The 20625-nt window shown below is 68.4% G+C and carries 29 protein-coding genes; 19 read left to right on the top strand and 10 right to left on the bottom strand.

Annotated elements, in window-relative coordinates; genetic code table 11:
* Positions 1–78: 78 nt before the first annotated feature.
* Positions 79–351 (bottom strand): hypothetical protein, encoded by a 273-nt coding sequence (locus DMB37_RS17535; RefSeq protein WP_135233633.1) that lies wholly within the window; start codon positions 349–351, stop codon positions 79–81.
* A gap of 182 nt (positions 352–533) precedes the next feature.
* On the opposite strand from DMB37_RS17535, the gene DMB37_RS17530 reads away from it, so the two are divergent.
* From DMB37_RS17530 to DMB37_RS17520, 3 genes are read left to right on the top strand one after another with little or no spacing between them, the layout of a single operon-like run.
* Positions 534–1334 carry an alpha/beta fold hydrolase gene (locus DMB37_RS17530; protein ID WP_135237633.1) on the top strand — a complete coding sequence of 267 codons (801 nt, stop codon included), beginning with the start codon at positions 534–536 and terminating at the stop codon, positions 1332–1334.
* Positions 1334–2635: a SpoIIE family protein phosphatase gene (locus tag DMB37_RS17525; protein ID WP_135237632.1), complete on the top strand. Its 1302-nt coding sequence runs from the start codon at positions 1334–1336 to the stop codon at positions 2633–2635. The genes DMB37_RS17530 and DMB37_RS17525 overlap by 1 nt, the downstream gene beginning before the upstream one ends.
* Positions 2632–3015, top strand: a complete 384-nt coding sequence (locus DMB37_RS17520) for an STAS domain-containing protein (protein ID WP_135233632.1) — start codon at positions 2632–2634, stop codon at positions 3013–3015. The genes DMB37_RS17525 and DMB37_RS17520 overlap by 4 nt, the downstream gene beginning before the upstream one ends.
* Positions 3016–3033: 18 nt before the next feature.
* Here the strand turns inward: DMB37_RS17520 and DMB37_RS17515 are convergent, their stop codons facing one another.
* Together DMB37_RS17515 and DMB37_RS17510 are read right to left on the bottom strand one after the other, a co-directional pair.
* Positions 3034–3912, bottom strand: coding sequence for a tetratricopeptide repeat protein (locus tag DMB37_RS17515; RefSeq protein ID WP_135233631.1), 879 nt, complete (start codon positions 3910–3912; stop codon positions 3034–3036).
* Positions 3913–3942: 30 nt separating this feature from the next.
* Positions 3943–4728 carry a hypothetical protein gene (locus DMB37_RS17510; RefSeq protein ID WP_135233630.1) on the bottom strand — a complete coding sequence of 262 codons (786 nt, stop codon included), beginning with the start codon at positions 4726–4728 and terminating at the stop codon, positions 3943–3945.
* A 243-nt stretch (positions 4729–4971) separates the two neighbouring features.
* On the opposite strand from DMB37_RS17510, the gene hemB reads away from it, so the two are divergent.
* From hemB to DMB37_RS17480, 6 genes are all read left to right on the top strand, one after another.
* Positions 4972–5949, top strand: coding sequence for a porphobilinogen synthase (hemB, locus tag DMB37_RS17505; RefSeq protein ID WP_135233629.1), 978 nt, complete (start codon positions 4972–4974; stop codon positions 5947–5949).
* A complete protein-coding gene (locus DMB37_RS17500) occupies positions 5946–6470 on the top strand; it encodes a hypothetical protein (RefSeq protein WP_135233628.1) in 525 nt (174 codons plus the stop codon). The genes hemB and DMB37_RS17500 overlap by 4 nt, the downstream gene beginning before the upstream one ends.
* 312 nt (positions 6471–6782) lie before the next feature.
* Positions 6783–7328, top strand: coding sequence for a hypothetical protein (locus tag DMB37_RS17495; RefSeq protein WP_240772427.1), 546 nt, complete (start codon positions 6783–6785; stop codon positions 7326–7328).
* Positions 7325–7573, top strand: coding sequence for a hypothetical protein (locus DMB37_RS17490; RefSeq protein ID WP_135233627.1), 249 nt, complete (start codon positions 7325–7327; stop codon positions 7571–7573). The genes DMB37_RS17495 and DMB37_RS17490 overlap by 4 nt, the downstream gene beginning before the upstream one ends.
* Before the next feature lie 102 nt (positions 7574–7675).
* Complete coding sequence (locus tag DMB37_RS17485) at positions 7676–7915, top strand: hypothetical protein (protein WP_135233626.1); 240 nt, start codon at positions 7676–7678, stop codon at positions 7913–7915.
* Between the two features lie 65 nt (positions 7916–7980).
* Positions 7981–8223 (top strand): hypothetical protein, encoded by a 243-nt coding sequence (locus DMB37_RS17480; RefSeq protein WP_135233625.1) that lies wholly within the window; start codon positions 7981–7983, stop codon positions 8221–8223.
* Positions 8224–8230: 7 nt separating this feature from the next.
* Here the strand turns inward: DMB37_RS17480 and DMB37_RS17475 are convergent, their stop codons facing one another.
* Positions 8231–8614, bottom strand: a complete 384-nt coding sequence (locus DMB37_RS17475) for a hypothetical protein (protein WP_234391285.1) — start codon at positions 8612–8614, stop codon at positions 8231–8233.
* Between the two features lie 164 nt (positions 8615–8778).
* Between DMB37_RS17475 and hemL the strand changes: the two genes are divergently transcribed.
* From hemL to ccsB, 7 genes are all read left to right on the top strand, one after another.
* Complete coding sequence (gene hemL, locus DMB37_RS17470; protein WP_135233624.1) at positions 8779–10116, top strand: glutamate-1-semialdehyde 2,1-aminomutase; 1338 nt, start codon at positions 8779–8781, stop codon at positions 10114–10116.
* Positions 10117–10532: 416 nt separating this feature from the next.
* On the top strand, positions 10533–11183 hold the full coding sequence (locus DMB37_RS17465) for a histidine phosphatase family protein (protein WP_107660986.1): 651 nt from the start codon (positions 10533–10535) through the stop codon (positions 11181–11183).
* Positions 11180–11821 carry a TlpA disulfide reductase family protein gene (locus DMB37_RS17460; RefSeq protein ID WP_240772426.1) on the top strand — a complete coding sequence of 214 codons (642 nt, stop codon included), beginning with the start codon at positions 11180–11182 and terminating at the stop codon, positions 11819–11821. The genes DMB37_RS17465 and DMB37_RS17460 overlap by 4 nt, the downstream gene beginning before the upstream one ends.
* 77 nt (positions 11822–11898) lie before the next feature.
* A complete protein-coding gene (locus DMB37_RS40575) occupies positions 11899–12066 on the top strand; it encodes a hypothetical protein (protein WP_167768871.1) in 168 nt (55 codons plus the stop codon).
* Positions 12067–12114: 48 nt separating this feature from the next.
* On the top strand, positions 12115–12957 hold the full coding sequence (locus DMB37_RS17455) for a cytochrome c biogenesis CcdA family protein (protein ID WP_135233623.1): 843 nt from the start codon (positions 12115–12117) through the stop codon (positions 12955–12957).
* Positions 12954–14612 carry a cytochrome c biogenesis protein ResB gene (locus DMB37_RS17450; protein WP_135233622.1) on the top strand — a complete coding sequence of 553 codons (1659 nt, stop codon included), beginning with the start codon at positions 12954–12956 and terminating at the stop codon, positions 14610–14612. Before DMB37_RS17455 ends, DMB37_RS17450 begins: the two co-directional genes overlap by 4 nt.
* A gap of 2 nt (positions 14613–14614) precedes the next feature.
* On the top strand, positions 14615–15583 hold the full coding sequence (ccsB, locus tag DMB37_RS17445) for a c-type cytochrome biogenesis protein CcsB (RefSeq protein ID WP_135233621.1): 969 nt from the start codon (positions 14615–14617) through the stop codon (positions 15581–15583).
* Positions 15584–15681: 98 nt separating this feature from the next.
* Here the strand turns inward: ccsB and DMB37_RS17440 are convergent, their stop codons facing one another.
* Genes DMB37_RS17440 through DMB37_RS17425 form a run of 4 tightly spaced genes read right to left on the bottom strand, consistent with a single transcriptional unit; the run spans position 15682 to position 17709 of the window.
* Complete coding sequence (locus DMB37_RS17440; protein WP_135233620.1) at positions 15682–16053, bottom strand: hypothetical protein; 372 nt, start codon at positions 16051–16053, stop codon at positions 15682–15684.
* Positions 16054–16064: 11 nt separating this feature from the next.
* The gene (locus DMB37_RS17435; RefSeq protein ID WP_240772425.1) at positions 16065–16529 is read right to left on the bottom strand and encodes a roadblock/LC7 domain-containing protein; all 465 of its coding nucleotides are present in this window, start codon (positions 16527–16529) and stop codon (positions 16065–16067) included.
* Positions 16526–17308, bottom strand: a complete 783-nt coding sequence (locus DMB37_RS17430) for a hypothetical protein (protein WP_135233619.1) — start codon at positions 17306–17308, stop codon at positions 16526–16528. Before DMB37_RS17430 ends, DMB37_RS17435 begins: the two co-directional genes overlap by 4 nt.
* Positions 17305–17709, bottom strand: coding sequence for a hypothetical protein (locus tag DMB37_RS17425; protein WP_240772424.1), 405 nt, complete (start codon positions 17707–17709; stop codon positions 17305–17307). The genes DMB37_RS17430 and DMB37_RS17425 overlap by 4 nt, the downstream gene beginning before the upstream one ends.
* A gap of 408 nt (positions 17710–18117) precedes the next feature.
* On the opposite strand from DMB37_RS17425, the gene DMB37_RS17420 reads away from it, so the two are divergent.
* Positions 18118–18330 carry a hypothetical protein gene (locus DMB37_RS17420; protein WP_135233618.1) on the top strand — a complete coding sequence of 71 codons (213 nt, stop codon included), beginning with the start codon at positions 18118–18120 and terminating at the stop codon, positions 18328–18330.
* 28 nt (positions 18331–18358) lie between these two features.
* Here DMB37_RS17420 and DMB37_RS17415 read toward each other — a convergent pair whose 3' ends face one another.
* Positions 18359–18568, bottom strand: a complete 210-nt coding sequence (locus tag DMB37_RS17415) for a hypothetical protein (RefSeq protein ID WP_107660982.1) — start codon at positions 18566–18568, stop codon at positions 18359–18361.
* A 118-nt stretch (positions 18569–18686) separates the two neighbouring features.
* Positions 18687–18896 carry a BldC family transcriptional regulator gene (locus tag DMB37_RS17410; protein WP_040739417.1) on the bottom strand — a complete coding sequence of 70 codons (210 nt, stop codon included), beginning with the start codon at positions 18894–18896 and terminating at the stop codon, positions 18687–18689.
* A 184-nt stretch (positions 18897–19080) separates the two neighbouring features.
* Here DMB37_RS17410 and DMB37_RS17405 point away from each other — a divergent pair, with 184 nt between their 5' ends.
* Together DMB37_RS17405 and DMB37_RS17400 are read left to right on the top strand one after the other, a co-directional pair.
* Positions 19081–19434, top strand: coding sequence for a DUF4229 domain-containing protein (locus DMB37_RS17405; RefSeq protein ID WP_107659534.1), 354 nt, complete (start codon positions 19081–19083; stop codon positions 19432–19434).
* Positions 19431–20516, top strand: a complete 1086-nt coding sequence (locus tag DMB37_RS17400; protein WP_135233617.1) for a PLP-dependent cysteine synthase family protein — start codon at positions 19431–19433, stop codon at positions 20514–20516. Before DMB37_RS17405 ends, DMB37_RS17400 begins: the two co-directional genes overlap by 4 nt.
* The last annotated feature ends 109 nt before the right edge of the window (positions 20517–20625 follow it).

The raw sequence follows: 20625 nt of genomic DNA, 5'->3' as shown, positions 1-20625 counted from the left end.
CCCGCTCCGCGCACCCTGCCCGTACCGAGTTCGGTACGGGCAGGGTGCTTTTCGCGTCATCGGTCCGACCGCGGTGCCTCAGTACCGCTTGCGCATCAGCGTGCGCACCATGTTGCAGGTCGTATCGGAGGGTGGGCGAATGCCGACGACCTCGGCGGTGTGCCGAATCCGCTTGTTGTTGGCGTTGCTCGGGTTGTAGACCCCCGAATCCAGCAGGGCGATGGTCAGGCGCATCGCCTTGAGCTTGCGGTTGTGGCGGACGTACCACGACCGTGGCCGCCCAGCGGGCAGCGGCTTCTTCTCCAGCGGTGTGTAGGGACGATCGATGAGGACGGTCTTCGTCGCGGGCACAGGCTTCCCTCCCGTTGCGATCGGGGACTCGGCGAGTCCCCTCGAACACTCCTTCGATTATATCGAAGGGCACCGACAAAAACCGCTGGCCGCAAGGGTTTTGGCGAACCGGCGGTGCGGCGACATCAGCAGCGGATCGGTGCTCGGTAGCGTGGTGCGCCGAAGGTGGCAGGATGGTCCGGATGAGCGCGTGTGCCAGGAACAACGTGAACGTCACCGGTGCGGTGGACGGTCCGACGTTGCTGCTGGCCCATGGTTTCGGCTGTGACCAGAACATGTGGCGGCTGGTGGCGCCGATGCTGGCCCAGCGCTTCCGGGTGGTGCTGTTCGACCATGTCGGCGCGGGCCGGTCGGACACGTCCGCGTGGTCGGCCGAACGCTACGCGAGCCTGGACGCGTACGCCGAGGACGTCGTCGAGATCTGTGCCGAGTTGGACCTGCGCGACGTCGTGCTCGTCGGCCATTCGGTGTCGGCGATGATCGCGGTGCTGGCCGCCGATCTGGCGCCGGAGCGGTTCGCGCGATTGGTGCTGCTGACTCCGTCACCGCGCTATATCGATGACGGCGACTATCGCGGTGGGTTCAGCCGCGCCGATATCGATGAGTTGCTCGGCTCCCTCGACGCCAATTATCTGGGCTGGTCGGCGACGATGGCGCCGGTGATCATGGGCAACCCCGACCGTCCGGAACTGGGTGCCGAGCTGACCGAGAGCTTTTGCCGCACCGACCCGATGATCGCCCAGGTGTTCGCCGAGGCGACCTTCCTGTCGGACAACCGCGCCGATCTGCCGAAGGTCGAAATTCCGACCCTGGTGGTCCAGACGGCCGAAGACGCCATCGCCCCGCCCGAGGTGGGCCGGTTCGTGCACGACCAGATCCGGGGTAGCGAACTGGTCACCTTGCCCGCGACCGGGCACTGCCCGCAGCTGAGCGCACCCGAGGCCACCGCGGCGGCGATCGCGGCGTTCGCGGGCCGCAGATGATGTCGCGGACCGATGACCCGCCCGGCGGCGGTCATCGCGACGGGGAGCCGCCGCCGGAACGTGGCGACACCGACCCCGCCTTCTCCGCGTTGCTGGAGGACAGCGTCGAGGACCTCTATGAAAACGCCCCGTGCGGTTACCTTTCCACGCTGATGGACGGCACCGTCGCCAAGATCAACGGCACGCTGCTGGATTGGCTGGGCTATCGCCGCGACGAGCTGGTCGGACAGCGCAAGTTCACCGACCTGCTGACGGTGGGTGGACGCATCTACTACGAAACCCATCTCGCGCCGATGCTGTCCATGCACGGTGAGGCCGGCGGTCTGACCCTGGAACTGCGCTGCGCCAACGGAACTCGGTTATCGGTGCTGCTGACCTCGGTGGTCAAGGCCGGCCAGGACGGTACCGCACAACTGATCCGCACCACCGTCTTCGACGCCACCGACCGCCGCGCCTACGAGCAGGAACTCCTGCGCGCCAGGGAAAGCGCCGACCGAGCCCGCGACAGAGCCGATCTGGCACGGGAGTCGGCCGACCGGGAGCGCGAGCGGGTGCAGAAGCTGGCGAGCACGTTGCAGCGCAGCCTGCTGCCGCCGGAGTTGCCGGAGATTCCGGGTGTCGAGATCGCTGCTTACTACCACCCGGCCTCGACCGACAATGTCGGCGGCGACTTCTACGACGTGTTCCCGTTGACCGGCGAGACGTGGGGCTTCTTTCTCGGTGACGTGTCGGGCAAGGGTGCGAATGCGGCGGCGGTGACCTCGCTGACCCGCTACACGTTGCGCGCGGCCGCGGTCTATGACCCGGATCCGATCTCGGTGCTGGACAATCTCAACACGGTGCTGCTGCACAAGTACCGGCGCGACGAACCGCGATTCTGCACCGTGGTCTACGGTTCCCTCGCGCCCGAAGCCGCAGGCGTCACTCTCACCCTGGCCTCGGGCGGGCACACCCCCGCCGTGTTGATCCGGGCCGACGGCACCACCAGCCTGGTCGAGACACCGGGTGGCATGCTCGTCGGCGCGCTGCCCGATGCGCGCTTCGCCAGCGTCGAGCTCGAGCTGGGGCCCGGCGATGCCGTGCTGTTCTATACCGACGGTCTCACCGAGGCCCGCGTCCGCGGCCGCGAACGTTTCAGCGAGGAGCACTTGCGCGAGTTCATCGCCGCCCTCGGCCCGGTCACCGCGTCGGCACTGGTGGCCGCGGTCACCGAATTGCTCACCGGCTTCAGTGACGGTGTCGACGACGACACCGCCTTGCTCGCCATGAGCATCCCGCCCTTCGGAGGCTACCAACCGTGAGCACCGACTTCACCATCACCAACCACACCACCGAGGCCGGGCCGGTGCTCGTGTTCATCGGCGAACTCGATGCCGCGAGTTCGCCCGCCGCGTTCGCCGCGATTCAAACGCTGGCGCTGACCCGTGGCCAGTTACTGGTGCTGGACCTGGCCGGGCTCGAATTCTGTGATTCCAGCGGGATTTCCGCGCTGATCGCCGCCCGCAACCGGGCCACCGACGCCGACGCGCAGCTCGCCCTCGCGGCGGTGCCCGCGCAGCTCGACCGCACCTTCGGTCTGATCGGCCTCAAGGGCATCTTCAGCACCTACCCCACCGCGCGAGCTGCTTATGACACCTGGTCCACGCCGACCTCGGAACACCCCACCGACACATCGGACTGAGCTCGTCGCGCCGGTTGGTCAGATGTCGTGGAGCAGGTGCAGTGACTGCGGATGGCCCAGCGCGGCGGCGCGTTCCAGCAGCTGCCTGGCTTCTTGCTGGGCCGGTGTCCGGCCGGTGGCGATCGCCGCGGCCGCCCGCAGCGCACCCGGCTCACTCAGATCTCCGGTGAACGGAGCGGCGTCCTGCCCGCGCAGGAACAGGGCGAGATGGAACATCGAGTCGGGGTCGCCGGCCTCGGCCCCGCGGCGCAACCAGTACTCGCCCGCCGCGGTGTCGTCGTGATCGAGATGCAGCGAGCCCAGAATGGCCATGGCATCGGTGCGCCCGCGCCGGACCGCCTCGGTGAGCAGCTCGACGGCTCGGTCCAGTTCGCCGCGTCTAGCCATGTAGAGGCCCAAAGTGCGCATGGCCGTGGCGTTTCCGGCCTCGGCGGCGCGCTCGTACCACTGCTCGGCCTCGTCGTTGCAGCCGCGGCGATTGGCGACAACGCCCATGTTGCACAACGCTTCCGGCGACCCGGCCGCGGCCGCGGGCCGCAGCCATCGCTCGGCGTCGTCGATCTTGCCCCGCTCCAGATGCAACAACCCGAGTTGCAGGCCCGCCCCAGGACAGCCTGCGTCGTCCGCCGCTGCCAGCCAGCGCACCGCCTCGGCGATCCGGCCGTGCGTGCCGAGCAGCAGCCCGAGGTCGGCCATGGCGGCCGCACTGCCGCGCTCGGCGGCCTTGCGGAACCAGTGCTCGGCGTCGTCCAGGTCGTTCGCCTCGCGCAACAGGTGCCCGAGCTGCTCCATGGCGCCGAGGTCGCCGCGCTCGGCGATGGCGCGCAGTGTGTCGAGCCTGCGCTGGTGCGCGGTGGGCACCGGATCGGGTCGGGCACCCGGCGTAGGCGATGTCATGACGGAGCGGTTCGGGTCATCGCGGACCTCTCAGGCCGGATCGGGCGTGCCGTGCCGGTAGCCGTTGGCGTCGGCGTACTCGGCGAGCTGGGATTCGTAGCTGCTCAGGCTGTCGAGCAACCAGGTATCTCCAGTGTCCTTCACCACCACGATCGGCCCCTTGGTGCCCGGCTCCAGCACCGGTGAGGTGCCGTCGGCGTACCAGGACGTGGTGGACCAGGGAAAGACGAACGCCCAGCCCACATCGGAGACGTGCCCCTGCGGTCCGAGCTGGAACGGATCGGCGGGCGTGGCGAACCGCGCGCTGTGCTGGGCGAGCAGATGCCTGGCGCTGTTGCGGGCCACCCGGATGTCCATCGGTCCGGTCGTGGTGTTCGGGAACGGCAGCGTGGCGTCGGGCATCGCACTCAGCTGCCACCCGGCGGCCGTGGAGACCTGACACGGCCTGCTCTGCAGGCGCAGGAAGATGGTGTGCGCGGTGTCGGAGAAGCGCAGCTGCACGGTGGCGTCCTCGGTGTGCCCGACCAGGTGCCTGCCGAGGCTCTGCGTCATCTCGCGCTCGTCCGGTGTCATGCCGAGGTCGTCGAAGGCGCGCCGCGCCACCGTCATCAGCTCGGGCTCGGCCAGCTGCCGGGCGATGAACTCGACGCGGAAGATCTGCCCGGTGGCGTCGGCGGCGCGCCAGGCGCGCAGTGTCGTCGCCGGTGGTGTGAGTCCACCGGTGAGCACCGGCCACCAGTCCGACAGTAGGACCGCCACCCACGACTCGAAGTCGGCGGCTCGGGCCAGCGAGATTTCGGTGTGCGGTTCGGTCATGCTGTCCCCCAGGGGGTCTCGCCCTCTTGTCGGAGTATGCGCCATCGGCCTGCGCGACAGGTGTGATTTCACACACCGTTGCTCCCGAACTCGGGCTCGGCGGGCCGGTGTGTGCATGCCGGGCCCGCGGTCGAGCCGCTGTCGTGCCGAAACGGCAGGCTCCGGCGCGGCGGGGCGAGGTGCCTCGCGCGCGAGGCGACGGGCGCTCGCGACAGCTCCCGACGCCGGGCGTATCGTGCGGTTATGACCGGATTGGACCGCCCACGGCGGTTGCGCCGTACCCCCGCACTGCGTCGTCTCGTGGCCGAAACCACGCTGGAGCCACGGCAATTGGTGCTGCCGATGTTCGTGGCCGACGGCCTGGAAGAGCCGAGGGAAATCAGTTCGATGCCCGGCGTGCTGCAGCATTCGATGGATTCGCTGCGCAAGGCGGCCGTCGAAGCGGTGACGGCGGGTGTCGGCGGACTGATGCTGTTCGGCGTGCCGCGCCACGAGGACAAGGACGCCACCGGCAGCCAAGCCAGCGACCCGGACGGCATCCTGAACCGCGGACTGCGCGCGCTGGCCGACGAGGTCGGCGACTCGACGGTGATCATGGCCGACACCTGTCTCGACGAATTCACCGATCACGGGCACTGCGGGGTGCTCGGACCCGACGGTTCGGTCGACAACGACGCCACGCTGCACCGCTACGTCGAGATGGCGCTGGCCCAGGCCGCCGCGGGCGCGGACCTGCTCGGCACCAGCGGCATGATGGACGGCCAGGTCGGCGCGATCCGGCGCGGCCTGGACGCGGTCGGGCGCACCGACACCGGCATCCTCGCCTACGCCGCCAAGTACGCCTCCGCGTTCTACGGCCCGTTCCGTGAGGCCGTCGCCTCGTCGCTGGAAGGCGACCGGCGCAGCTACCAGCAGGACCCGGCGAACCGCCGCGAGGCGATCCGCGAACTCCAGCTGGACCTGGCCGAGGGCGCGGACATCGTGATGGTCAAGCCGGCCATGTCCTACCTGGACATCCTGCGCGACGTCGCCGACCACTCCACCGTTCCGGTCGCGGCGTACCAGATCTCCGGCGAGTACGCGATGATCACCGCCGCCGCCGAGCGCGGCTGGATCGACCGGCGCGGCGCCATCCTCGAGTCGCTCATGGGGATCCGGCGGGCGGGCGCGGACATCGTGCTCACCTACTGGGCGACCGAGGCCGCACACTGGTTGTCGTGACGAACCCGCCGAGACCGGTCGGCGCCGCGCCCACCCCAGCGCCGATGCCGGTGGATGTCGGCACCGCCCGGCAATTGTGGTGGGGCGTGGTCGGATTCGGGGTCGTGCAGCTGATCGCGTCGATGGTGGCGGCGCTGCCGCAGCGGCGCACCTTCGCCCAGCAGGTCTTCGACCAGGCCAAGGAGCAGGACCCGCACGTCACCCTGGCCAGCGCCGAACTGATGGTCACGCTGGTCTACGTCGTAGCGGTGTTCCTCGGGCTCGGTGTCGCGGTGCTGGCGCTGCTGATCGTGCACCAATTCGCGCGCGGAAAACTCTGGGCGCGCACCGTGCTGACCGTGGTCGGCGCGTGGCTCGTGGTGATCGGCGTCGGCGCGTTGTTCGCGTTCAACTCGGTGACCAGCGCCGCCTCGCTGGTGGCCGGCGGCGCGGCGATCGTGCAGGCGGTGCTCGCGGGCGGGGCGATCTACCTGGCGCACCGCCCGGAACCGACCGCTTATTTCCAGATGAGCCGCCGGTGAACGGTTGTCGCCCGAATTTGTCGGGGCACGGCCGGCATGTATCGTGAGGGTTGTCACAGTGGACATGGGAACCGGTAGTTGTTTGTCAGACGTTGTCTTACCTCGCGTGAGGGAATCCGTCAGATGGCTCCGGGGAATCGGAGGCATCAGTGCGAGTGGTGATCCAACAGCCGCAAAGCATTCGGCGGGAACTGGCCGTGTTGAGCCTGCTGATCCTGTTCGCGGTGCTCACCGTCGCCGTGCTGCTGTTGCCCGGTCTCACTCGCTGATTCCGCGCTCCGCCTTGCCGATCCGCGACGCTGTGGGCGTCGCGTGAGCAAGGCGCTCGACAATTCCGGCGTGCTGTTCGCCGAGCCGGGCGCTCGGTGGCGCACCGTGGCCTACGGCCCCATTCTGTGCCTGATCATCTTCGTACTGGAGATCGCGACCGGTAGCTCCGTGCACTGGTTCGCTCTTCTTTTCTGTGGCTCGCTGATCGCCATGTTCGTGGTGCTGCAGGTGACCGCCGGGCGGCGGCACGTCAGCGTCGAACTCACCGAGACCACGCTGCGCGACGGCACCGAGACACTGCCGCTCAGTTCGATCGATGCCGTCCTGCCCGAACGCGACGAAGACTCCTGGGACGACGAGGACTGGGAATCCGCGCGGGCGCTGGGGGAGTTGAGCGGCGTGCCCCGCCGACGCACCGGCATCGGGTTACGGTTGTCCGACGGCAGCCTGGTGCAGGCATGGGCGAAAAACCATCGAGCACTGCGTGCCGCGTTGACCACGGCGCTCGGCCAAGCACCCGAAACCGATCCGCCGCCGGACGATTCGGCACCGGAGACCCAGCGCACTGAGAAGGGGATGGACCGTTGAAGACACCGATCACCGTGATCGCCGTCGAACTCGGTTTAGTCGTGCTCGGCCTCGTCGCCGCAGTGCTGAGCTGGCGCAACGGCATCCAGACCAGCACCTTCGCCGCGCTGGGGGAGGCGCCGGAGTTCGTCGCGACCCGCTACGTCGCGCCGTGGTTGCTGCTCGCCGCGGTGCTGCTCGCGATCGCCGGGCTGATCGCCATCGACGCGGTTACCCGCGCGGTGCGCGTTCGCCGGCACCACTGATCGCTCGCCGCAGCCGCCGTCGACCAGCCCCGTTCGCAACGGCCGCGCCGGCGACCGCAGGCTCCACCGTTTCGGCCCGCCGATCGCGGGAACATCGAATCCATGGAACCCACAGTCACTGTCAAGCGAACGCTCCTCGGCGCCGCCGCCGCGGGCCTGATCGGCGCGGCAACGGTGACCCCGGCGGTCGCGGCACCCGCCGAGGTTTCCCCGGCCCCACCGGCCGCGGTGGTGCCCGTACTGGTGCAGACCCCGCCGCCGCCGTTGCTGCACGCGCTGCCCGCGCCGCTGGCCTGTCTGGCGACCACCGGCTTCGCGCTCTGGTGCATCGGCATTACCTGACAACAATCCCGCTGCGGCCGTTAGTATTTCGGCCGTAAACCTGTGTCTACCAAGGATTGGGATTGATGAACCGGCTTGCTGTGAAAGTCTGTGCCGCACTGGCGATATCCGCCGCGATCGGGATCGGTGCCGCGCCAGCGGGTGCGAACCCCGGACTTCCGCTCGAGCCCGCGGGCGCGGTCGACACCGCGGTGAGCCCCGTGGACGCGCCGGTGCTGGTGCCGGACTCCGGTTCCGCGGGCCCGTACAACACCTTTATGTGCTACCTGCACACCGTGTCCGCGCAGGCGCCGTGTATGTACAGCTGAGCCTGGCTCAGCTCCAGTTCTGATAGACGTCGAGCACGCGGCCGTTGCGGGTACCCGGGGCGTTCAGGAACAGGGTGATCGTTCCGTCGGAATGATTCGCCGCTTCCACGATCGTCTGCCGCAACGACGCGTGCACGCCGCCGTTCTCGTCCTTGTAGATCGCGGTATCGGCCTTCAGGCCGACGCCGATCCGGTTCAGCGGCACGAACATGGTGACCACCGCCGGAATGGGACCGTCGGCGACCATCCTGGTCTCCTCATGACTCAGCTGCACGCCGATCCGATCGGGCTGCGCGACCGGTTCCACCGCCGCGGCCGAACCGGCGCCGAACGCGACGGTCGCACCGACGAGCGCGGTGGATACAGCAGCACTGAACATGGCAAACCGCATAGAAATCCTCCGGGGCAGATGAATGGTGACGCCCGAGATTACGCACCAGCAATCTCAGGGCGATCGAATACGGCGTAAACAGTGCCCCGGCGTGTTGCGGTCTGCGTCACCGCCACTACACCCTGTCGTCGACCCGATCCGAACGGGCTGAGACACTGGAGGTCGTGAGTTCTTCTCCGCGCGTGACCAGCGCATCGGTGCCGGTTTCCGCCCAGCTCTTCGACCGGGCATGTTCGGTGATTCCCGGTGGTGTCAACTCGCCGGTGCGTGCCTTCAACTCCGTTGGTGGCACACCGCGATTCATCGCGTCCGCGCACGGCTACACCCTCGTCGACGCGGACGGCAACGAGTACGTCGACCTGGTGTGCTCGTGGGGCCCGATGATTCTCGGGCACGCGCATCCCGCGGTGGTCGACGCGGTGCAGCGAGCCGCGGTCGGTGGCCTGTCGTTCGGCGCGCCGACCGAGGCGGAGATCGAACTGGCCGAGGCCATCATCGAGCGCGTCGCCCCGGTGGACCGGGTGCGCCTGGTGAACTCGGGCACCGAGGCCACGATGAGCGCGGTGCGGCTGGCGCGCGGCTACACCAGGCGCGCCAAGATCATCAAGTTTTCCGGCTGCTACCACGGCCACGTGGACGCGCTGCTCGCGGACGCGGGCTCCGGCGTAGCAACCCTCGGGCTGCCCACCTCGCCCGGCGTCACCGGCGCGCAGGCGGCCGACACCCTCGTGCTGCCCTACAACGATCTCGACGCCGTCGCCGCCGCGTTCGCCGCGCACCCCGACGCCATCGCCTGCGTGATCACCGAGGCCGCCGCGGGCAACATGGGCGCGGTGGCGCCGCTGCCCGGCTTCAACGCGGGACTGCGCAAGCTGACCGCCGACCACGGCGCGCTGCTCATCATGGACGAGGTGATGACCGGCTTCCGGGTGAGTCCGGCGGGTTGGTTCGGCCGCGAGGGCGTGGCCGGTGACCTCTACACCTTCGGCAAGGTGATGAGCGGTGGCCTGCCCGCCGCCGCGTTCGGTGGCCGCACCGAGATCATGAACCACCTCGCCCCGCTCGGCCCGGTCTATCAGGCGGGCACGCTCTCCGGTAACCCGGTCGCCGTCGCCGCGGGCCTGGCCACGCTGCGTGCGGCCGACGACGCGGTGTACGCCGCGCTGGATCGGAACGCGCAACGGCTCGGCGAGCTGTTCGGCGAATCGCTCAGCGCCGCAGGCGTCGAGCATCAGGTGCAGTTCGCGGGCAATATGGTGAGCGTGTTCTTCGCCGAACGCCCGGTCACCGACTACGCCGCCGCCAAGGCCAGCCAGACCTGGCGCTACCCCGCGTTCTTCCACGCACTGCTCGACGGTGGCGTGTACGCGCCGCCGAGCGCGTTCGAAGCCTGGTTCGTGTCCGCGGCGCTCGACGAGGACGCGTTCGACCGTATCGCCGCCGCCCTGCCCGCCGCCGCACACGCGGCCGCGGCCGCCACTCCCGAAGGATCCCGCGCGTGAGCTCCGATCACGATCAGCCCGATGCCGACAAGCGCGAGCTAGAAAAGTCCGCCACTGATGCCGCCGATGCCGCGGGCACTGCCGACGCGGCCGCGGTCGAGGCGGGCATCGCTGCCGTCGCCGCCGATGCGGTGACCGATTCGGATTCAGCCGGGTCTGTTGCCGGGCTTGGTGCCGCGCCGGTCGCGGAGGCAGGCTCCGCATCGGGTGCCGTCGGGTCGGGCGTTGCCGGGGCGGGTGCCGCGCCGGTCGCCGACGCCGACGCCGACGCGAGTGCCGCCGAGTCGACCGTCATCGACGCGGGCGCGCAATTCGCCGCCGCCGCATCGGGTTCGGCCGATCGGATTCCGGCGGTCGAGGAAAACGACAGCGCCGCAACGCCTTCCGAATCGAAGGCGGCGCCGCGGGAGGCGCGGCTGCACGACGGCGGCACCGCGCCGGTGGAGACGATCGTGCACGTGCTGCGGCACGGCGAGGTGCACAACCCGAACGGGATCCTCTACGGCAGGCTGCCCGGGTTCAGCCTGTCGGTGGCGGGCCGGTCGCAGGCAGGCGCCGTCGCGCGGGCGCTGGCCGAGCACGATATCGCCGTGGTGATCGCCTCGCCGCTGCAGCGAGCCCAGGAAACCGCGGAACCGATTGCGGCACAACATCATCTGCTCGTGCGCACCGACGAGAACCTGATCGAGGCGGGCAACACCTTCGAGGGGTTGCGGGTCTCCGTCGGCGACGGTGCGCTGCGCAAGCCCCGGCACTGGTGGAAGCTGCGCGATCCGTTCACCCCGTCCTGGGGCGAGCCGTACCTGCAGATCGCGCACCGGATGCTGGCCGCGGTCAACAAGGCACGGGTCGAGGCAGCCGGGCGTGAGGCGGTGCTGGTGTCGCATCAGCTGCCGGTCTGGACGCTGCGCCGGTTCCTGCAGGGCCAGCGGCTCTGGCACGACCCGCGCCAGCGCCAGTGCTCGCTCGCGTCGCTGACCTCGCTGGTCTACCAGGGCGACACCCTCGTCGATATCGTTTACTCCGAGCCCGCCGGTGGTTCGGATCCCTCGGTACACGGCGCATGATCGGGTGCACCGCCTCCACTGAACCGCCTGCCGTATCGGCCCGGCGGGTCGTTCCGGTCCTGCTGGCCTGCGTCGCCCTGGTGGTGACGCTGGCCGGCTGCTCGAGCGGTAAGGACGCGGTGGCCTCCGGTGGCACCTTCGAATTCGTCTCACCCGGCGGCAAGACCGAGATCTTCTACGACCCACCGAGTGCGCGCGGCACCATCGGCACACTGGCCGGGCCCGATCTGATGACCGAGGGCAAAACAATCTCGGTGCAGGATTATCCGGGCAAAGTCGTGGTACTCAATCTGTGGGGCCAGTGGTGCGGACCCTGTCGCGCGGAGGCGCCCGCGCTCGAAAAGGTCTACGCCGCAACGAAAGACAGCGGTGTCGCCTTCATCGGCATCAATGTCCGTGACCCGCAACAGGACAAGGCCCAGGACTTCGTCGTCGACAACAAGGTCGGCTACCCGTCCATCTACGACCCGTCCATGCGCACCCTGCTGGCCCTCGGTGGCAATTTCCCGACCAGCGTCATTCCCACCACCCTGATCTTGGATCGTCAGCATCGCGTCGCCGCGGTGTTCCTGCGCTCATTGCTGGCCGACGATCTGCAACCGATTGTTCAAAAAATCGCCTCGGAGGAAGCACAGTGAATCGCGATCGTCGTACCCGTACCCTGCGTGCCTGTCGCCCTCGGCAGGGCGCTCGCCGAATCGGCGGTGCCTGGGCCGTGGACGACCGATGGAAGGGCATCGCCACCGTGCCGCGCAGCGTCGCGGCGGACTCGCTGCTGGACTTCGGCGTGCTGTTCGAGTCGAGCGAGCCCACCGAGCAGCGCGTCGTGCTGCGCGGCGACATCGAACCGGCCGAGCAGGCGCCGGAGGGTGAGGCCGGGTGAGGTCCTGCGTGACACCGGTGGCCCGGTCATGACACCGGTGACCGAGTAATGCCGCTCGCCGCCGTGGGGGATTCGTTCCAGCAGACGGCCGCGACCGGACCGTTGCTGCTGGCGCTGGGCGCCTGCCTGCTGGCGGGCCTGGTCTCCTTCGCGTCGCCGTGCGTGGTGCCGTTGGTGCCGGGCTATCTGTCCTATCTCGCCGGACTCGTCGGTGCCGAGGCGCCGCCCGCCACCGTCGCGCAAGCCGAAGGGGCGCAACCGAGTGCGGTAGCGGTCGCGTCGGCCAAGGCCGACCTGCGGGCCGGTCGGCTGCGGGTGGCCGGTGCGGCCGGCCTGTTCGTCGCCGGGTTCACCGTCGTGTTCGTGCTCGCCACCGCAACGGTTTTCGGCGTGATCCAGACCCTGAACGTGAATCGTGAACTGCTGCAACGCATCGGCGGCGTGGTCACCATCCTGATGGGCCTGGTGTTCATCGGCCTGGTCCCCGCGCTGCAGCGCGACACCAGGATGGAGCCGCGCAGGCTCACCAGCATCGCGGGCGCGCCGCTACTCGGCGGCGTCTTCGCGCTCGGCTGGACGCCGTGCCTCGGGCCAACCCTGTCCGGCGTGATGGCGGTGGCCGCGGGCACCGAAGGCACCACCGCGGTGCGCGGGGTCGCGCTCATCGTCGCCTACTGCCTCGGTCTCGGCCTGCCGTTCGTGATCCTGGCGTTCGGGTCGGCCAGTGCGCTGCGCGGTGTCGGCTGGCTGCGCCGTAATTCGCGCGCCATCCAGGTCGCCGGCGGCATTCTGCTCGTCCTGGTCGGCGCCGCGCTGGTCACCGGCGTGTGGGACCAGTTCGTCGGCTGGGTGCGCGACGCGTTCGTTTCCGAGGTGACACTGCCGATATGACCGTGACGGAGAATCCGGTGACCGAACCCGCCGCGGTGCCGAGGCAATCCCGGCTCGGCCGTGCGGTGGCCTTCGCCCGCAACGCCTGGCGCGGGCTCACCAGCATGCGCACCGCGCTGGTGCTGCTGTTCCTGCTGGCGTTGGGCGCCATTCCCGGCGCCCTGCTGCCGCAGCGAAACCTCAACGAGCAGAAGGTCGCCCAGTACATCGCCGACCGGCCGACACTCGGCCCGTGGATGGACCGGTTCGAGCTGTTCGACGTGTTCGGCAGCTTCTGGTTCACCGCCATCTATGTGCTGCTGTTCATCTCGCTGGTCGGCTGCATCCTGCCGCGCTGTGTCGACCATTACCGCGCGCTGCGCACCCCGCCGGTGCGCGCGCCGCGCAACCTGACCCGGCTGCCGCACCACTACTCGGGCAGCGCCGAGCAGACGCCCGACGAGGTCGTCACGCAGGTTCGTAATGAACTGCGCGGCTGGCGCACCGAGGTCCGGCCGGGCACCAGGGACGGTGAGATCACCCTCGCCGCGGAGAAGGGGTACACCCGCGAACTCGGCAACCTCGTGTTCCACCTCGCGCTGGTCTGCCTGCTGGTCGCCATCGCGGTCGGCAAGCTGTTCGGCTACGAGGGCAGCGTCATCGTCATCGCGAACAACGGGCCCGGCTTCTGCACCACCTCACCCGCCGTCTTCGACTCGTTCAAGGCGGGCAATGTCAACGACGGCACCGGCATGGCGCCGATCTGCGTGCGGGTCAAGGACTTCAAGGCCGACTACCTGAACAACGGGCAGGCCGAGATGTTCACCTCGAACATCGAATACCAGTCCGGTGACGACCTGCGCAGCGACACCTGGCGCGCGACGCGCCTCCAGGTGAACCATCCGCTGCGGGTCGCGGGTGACCGTATCTACCTGCAGGGCCACGGTTTCGCGCCGACCTTCACGGTCACCTTCCCGAACGGGCAGACCCGCACCGAGACCATCCAGTGGCGCCCCGACGACGCGATGACCTTCCTGTCCAGCGGCGTGCTGCGGATCGACCCGCCCGGCGGCATGTACGCCACCGACGAGGAGCGGCGCAAGAACCAGATCGCCATCGAGGGTCTCTTCGCGCCGACCGCGCTGTTCCACGGCAGCCTGATGACCTCGTCGTACCCCGCGATGAACGATCCGGCCGTCGCCGTCGACATCTATCGCGGCGACACCGGCCTGGACACCGGCAAGCCGCAGTCGCTGTTCGCGCTCGACCCCGAGCAGGTCAAGCAGGGACGACTGGCCAAGGAGGCCAGGGTGAACCTGCGCCCCGGCGAGTCGACCAGCCTGCCCAACGGCACCAAGGTGACCTTCGACGGTGCCCAGGAATTCGTGAACCTGCAGGTGTCGCACGATCCGGCGCAGCAGTGGGTGCTGGTGAGCGCGGTGGCCATGATGCTCGGCCTGCTGGTCTCGCTGCTGGTGAAGCGGCGCCGGATCTGGGTCCGGGTCTACCCCGCCGAAGGCGAAGCCGGTACCTTGGGCAAACGACGCACCGTAGTAGAAATGGGCGGGCTGGCCAGGACCGATCAGGCGGGCTGGGGCAGTGAGTTCGACCGGCTACGCGCGCGCCTGCTGGATGCGCGGCCCGACTCGGCCGACGCGAAGACCACGGGAGAGTAGAGATGCCGATCAACGAGACCATCGCGCGCTACAGCGATTTCTCGTTCAAGACCGCGATCGTGGTCTACGCGCTGGTGCTCGTGCTGCTGATCTGGCAGTACGCCACCGCGCGCAGTCGTCTGGTCGCGGAGCGCGAGCTCGTGAGCGTCGGCGGGCCGAGCGTCGATCCCGCGCTGCCTGGCCGGGTCGTCGAGCCGCCGGCGAAGTCGTTGTCCGAGCGACTCGGCAACATGGCCTTCTCGGTTCTGGTCGTCGCCGTCGTCCTGCACATCGGCTCGATCGTGCTGCGCGGTTTCGCGACGCACCGATTCCCGCTCGGCAACATGTACGAGTTCGTCACCATGGCCACCGCCGCCGCCGTCCTGATGGGCGCGCTGTTCCTGCGCGAACAGCGCTACCGCGCGATGTGGGTGTTCCTGCTCGTCCCGGTGCTGATCCTGCTGTTCCTCGCGGGCACCATCCTCTACGCCGACGCCGCACCCGTGGTGCCCGCCCTGAAGTCCTTCTGGCTGCCCATCCACGTCACCATCGTCAGCATCGGCAGCGGCGTCTTCCTCTTCGCCGGCGTAGCCAGCCTCTTGTTCCTCTACCGGATCCGCCAGCCCGAGGGCCACGAGTCGAACAGTGTCCTCGGCGCCATCGCCCGCCGCCTGCCCGACGCCCGCACCCTCGACCGCCTCGCCTACAAAGCCACCATCATCGGCTTCCCCCTCTTCGGCGCGGGCGTCATCCTCGGCGCCATCTGGGCCGAGGCCGCCTGGGGCCGCTTCTGGGGCTGGGACCCCAAAGAAACCTGCTCCTTCATCGCCTGGGTCCTCTACGCGGCCTACCTACACGCCCGCGCCACCTCCGGCTGGCGCGACACCAAAGCCGCCTGGATCAACGTAGCCGGTTTCGTAGCAATGCTTTTCAACCTCTTCATCATCAACATGGTGATCAGCGGTTTGCACTCCTACGCGGGACTCAACTGAGTATTGGATGAACGGCGCAAGCCCCGCTCTCGCATCGGGATGAGGGCGGGGCTTGCGGCTGGAACGGATGCCACCCAGGCAGTGGCATGCCGGGTGGACTACACCTCGAGCTCTTCCTCGATGCTCTTGATGCGGTGGCGGGCCAGCGCGAGGTTCGCGCGGTTGCGGTCGAGGGCGAGGTAGAGGAACAGGCCCTTGGATTTGCGGCCGGTCATCGGGCGGATGAGGTGGTACTGGGCGGACAGCGTGATGAGGATGTCTTCGATGCCCTCGTTGAGGCCGAGCTGCTCGATGGTGCGCATTTTCGCGCGCACGACCTCGGTGTTACCCGCTGCGGCGACCTGGAGGTCCAGTGCCTTGGAACTGCCGAGGGTGCCTAGCGCCATGCCGCTGTTGTAGTCGACGACGGCGGCGCCGATCGCACCGTCGATCACCATCATGTCCTTCAGTGACAGATCCAGGTTGGACATGTCTGTTCCTTTCATTCGATATTCGTTGCCTGGTCTTTTCCGTCGGCCGCCAGGTGATCGGCGATCGCCCGGGCCACCGGACGCGATTCCAGATGGAGCCTGCCGACGTTCACTTCGGGGCCGGCCAGCACGGTCAACGAGGTCCAGCCCGCCGCGTAGACGACCACGTGCCCCTCGGCACCGTGCACCACGACCTCGTTGAACCCGCCCCCGTGCGCGGTCGTCGCCAGCCGGTAGGACAGCGACAGCTGCGCGGCGGCCAGCGCGGCCATCCCGCCGGGCTCGATGTGCGGGGGTAGATCGTGCGCGACGAGCAACCCGTCGCTGGAGGCCACCAGCGTGCCGGTCAGCCGCGGGACACGTTCGCGTAGCGCTTTCAGCTCCGCCAGCACCGCCGCGTTCGGTTCGGGTCCGGACATCGACACCTTGGTCAACCTTCCCATCAGTTCGCCGAGCAGTCTTTTCCGCGCGGTCACGCATCCTCCAAAGCCGCCCGCAGGCGAACGAGCAGGCCAGGATCGACCGGCTCCCAACGGTCCTGAGCAGCAACGGACCCGCTCGGTCGGGCCCGGCGGCGCCGGGGCGGTACGGCGTCCGCGCGCAGCGGGTTGACCATGGCCTCGGCGGGCGGCACCGGGACCGGCGGCTCGATCAGCCCGGCCGCGGTCAGTTCCCGCACCGCCACCAGGCAGCCATAGGTGGTGCGGCCGAGGTATTCACCGATCCCGGTGACGCTGCGGCGGGCGTCCGCGGCGGCGAGCACCTCGGCCTGGCCCGCGGTGAGGACGACGCGTCGGCTGCCGCGGCGGACCGGCACGACCGGCGCGCGGTCGACCAGCCGCGCGGGCCACGGCGTGCCCGCCGGGTCGCCGCGGCGCACACATTCGCGGACCAACACCTGCGGTGCGATACGGCAGAGCGCGGCGAGCCAATGCGGTGGTGCGGGCCGGAATTCGGGGATCGCGGGGGTGTCGAGCAGGAAGTAGGCGGCATCGAAAACCGAGAGCAGCGCCAGGGTTTCCAGTCGCGGCTGGGCCAGCACCCGCTGCGGATGTCCGCTCTCGGCGGCACGCCAGTCCTCGGCGGTCGCTACGCCCGTCTCCGATACCAGCCTGGCCAGCCCGCTCGTCCGCAAGCAATCGGCGGCGGTGACAGCTCCTTCGGCGAGATGAAAGGCGCCGTCGCCGACGAACAGCACGCCGGTACGTTTTTCGTTTTCCAGTCGTCGCAGTTCGTCGGCGAGCTCACCGCTCATGACCCTTCCCCGGCGAATTCGGCGAGAATTCCGTGCAGTCGGAACCGCGCCATCGCCAAGTTGCCGGTGTCGTCGTCCAAGAGGACATGGACGAAAAGCCGGCCGTCGAAGTCGCCGGGCACCAGATTCAGCAGGTGATAAACGTGGGTGCCGCAGACGATGATCTCGGTGAGGTTTTCATCGTGGTCGCCGTTAGTCAACGCGGGACAGTCGAGTACGGCGCGCACGACGTCGGTGCTGGTGGCCGCGGCTTCGTGCTGGTCGACGCCCTCATGCAGTCCCGCGGTGGCGATCGCCAGACCGCTGGCGGCGTCCACCAGGGTCGCGCTGCGCGCGCCGGGAATGTCCATGATGCGTTCCAGACAGCCGTCAACACCGAGCACCGCGCCACCACTTGTCATATCAGGGGTTCAAGAAATTCAGACGCTACACACAGTCGATGTAGAACATGCGGTAAATGCCGCAAAAGAGTGCTTCAAAATATTTCGAAAAGGACCTTTTGGTATTCAATACCTCGCAGTATCCATTTTCTTTCAGTACTGAATACTGTGCAGTATTGAATACCTTGTGGTTTCTACCATTTCGACTTTCGCGGGCCGATAGCCGATGGGCGCGTGCGGGCTTCGGCTCGGGAGTCCGTGCGGGGCGGCAGCATGACTCCGGGCGAGGCAGCCGGCCACTCGCAAATGACTGCCCGCATCGAAGTGGTGCACATCACGTCCACCTCGGCGTGCCGTTCAGCGAAACGCCGTGTCCTGTCTACATGCGATGCGCTGATCCTGCGCACACAGTTTCGAGGAGACGGGCTCTTGGATTCCGATTACTTCACCTATCTCCCGGCTGCGGTTGTCGACGCGGACGGAAGTGTGGTCGAGCAGTTGAACAACGGTGCGTTGCGCAAGCTGGTGCAGACGGCCGCGGGGCTGTCCGTGGAGGCGCAGCACTATCTGGCGGTGCTCGCGAACCGACTACGCGCGAGCGAAGGGTTGCACGCGCGCAACTACGCCGACGGTGAGATGTAGTGCGCGAAAGGGGATCCGGGGCGAACGCTCAGCGCTCGGTGCTGCCGGGTTCTCCGTCGCGATGCTGGCGGGATAGCCGCCAGAGGAACTCCGGGTCGTCGTCCGGGCCGACGACACGCTTGCGCTGCGGTGGACGCGTAGGGCCGGCGGTCGGTCCGGCAGTCTTCTCGGGGCCGAACGCTTTCCAGCACAACACCGCGACTGCCACGACCGCGATGAGTGCCAACAGGTACGTCACGTCGCTCACCTCCTGGTTACGAGGGTAGTCCCGTGTGCAACCTGCGCACACCGCAGCCGTGAAATCAGTGTCACGGGTGGGCGCGGGCCCCGGCACGATGGGCCCGCGCGGCCCGCAGTCAGCGTGCGGTCGCCTCGGTGGTGAGCGACTTGAGCAGCTGCATTACCTCTGATTCGCGGAACCGGCGATGTCCGCCCGGTGTGCGCAACGATCCGAGACGCCCGGCATGGGCCCACCGGGTGACCGTCTTGGGATCGACGTGGAACATGGCAGCAACCTGCCCTGGTGTCAGCAGGGTGTCCTGGCCGCCGACGGTGATCGCACTCATAGCAAACCTCTCCGTTCTCGACAGTTCCCTCATCAGATGGCGACATCGTTGCACTGAAACCCCTAGGTACTCGAACCACCTACTGTTGGTAAAGGGGAAGTAATAGACAAATCGGATACGCTCTACGACCTCGGCAACAGGTGTGCGCCGAGCGCGGGCAACAGCTTCGCATAGGCTGATCGACGTGAGTGACGCAACTCCACCTGATGGTGCTCCAGGACAGCAAACCGCTGGCGCGGGCCGTCGGCTCGCCCGCGATCTCGGCCTGTACACGGTGGCCAGGCTCGGCCTGGTCGTGCTGATCACCGTGCTGATCATGCTGGTGGCCCGGCTGGTGTCGGTGGACATCCCGCTGGTGGTCGCGGCGCTGTTTGCGCTGATCATCGCCATGCCGCTGTCGCTGACGCTGTTCAAGCGACTGCGCACCAGGGTCAACGAGGACATCGCGGTGGTGGACGAACGCCGCAGGCACGACAAGGCCCAGTTGCGCGCCCGGCTGCGCGGCGAGGCGCCCGAGGACAATCAGGGGACATCGTGAAGTCCTGCGATCGCAGCACCCCGCGTGACTGGGTGGACAACGCGGTGCGGCTCATCGACGCCGACGCCCAGCGCAGCGCCGACACCCACCTGCTCCGCTATCCGCTGCCCGCCGCGTGGAACGTCCAGCTGTATCTGAAGGACGAATCCACCCATATCACCGGCAGTCTCAAGCATCGACTCGCCAGATCCCTGTTCCTGTACGCGATTTGCAACGGCTGGGTCGGCGAGGGCACCACGGTGGTCGAGGCGACCTCGGGCTCCACCGCGGTCAGCGAGGCGTATTTCGCGAAGCTGCTCGGACTGGATTTCGTCGCGGTGATGCCCGCGAGCACCTCGCCGCAGAAGATCGCGCTGATCGAAGCGCAAGGCGGCCGTTGCCATTTCGTGCAACGCCCACCCGACATGTACACCGAGGCGGCCCGCCTCGCCGCCGAATGCAACGGCCACTTCATGGACCAATTCACCCATGCCGAGCGCGCCACCGACTGGCGCGGCAACAACAACATCGCCGAATCCATTTTCCAGCAGATGGCGTTGGAGTCCCATCCGGTGCCGGAGTGGGTGGTGGTCGGCGCGGGCACCGGCGGCACCAGTGCCACCATCGGCCGTTACATCCGATACCGCAGGCACGCAACGAAATTGGCCGTCGTCGATCCGGAGAACTCCGCGTTCTACGGCGGCTACGAGACCGGCGACGCGGGCTACGAGACCGGAATGTCTTCGCGCATCGAGGGAATCGGCCGGCCACGGGTGGAGCCGTCGTTCGTCGGCGAGGTGGTCGATCGGATGATCGAGGTGCCCGACGCGGGGTCCATCGCGGCGGCGCGGTACGCGAGCCGGGTGCTCGGGCGCCGGGTCGGCGGTTCCACCGGCACCAACCTGTGGGGCGTGTTCGGCATCATCGCCGAGATGCTGGCCGCGGGGCGCGGCGGCAGCGTGGTCACGCTGCTGTGTGACGGCGGAGACCGCTATGCCGGAACGTATTTCGATGACGCGTGGGTCGAGTCCCAGGGCCTGAGCCTCGCCGAACCGACCGCGATCCTGGACAAGTTCGCCGCCACCGGCGAATGGGCGGGCTGAGCGCTTCTCATTCGGTCGGGCCCAGGCTACTTAACGATCCATTGAAGGCCGCCTTCACTCGGGAACAGCACCCGATCGAAGGTGGCCTTCGTGCTGTCCGCCCGCTCCT

The sequence above is a fragment of the Nocardia sp. CS682 genome (genome assembly GCF_004634405.1).
In the GTDB taxonomy this organism is placed as follows: Bacteria; Actinomycetota; Actinomycetes; order Mycobacteriales; family Mycobacteriaceae; genus Nocardia; species Nocardia ninae.
Note: the sequence above shows the minus strand (reverse complement) of the source record. Positions and strands in the feature narration are given on the sequence as shown.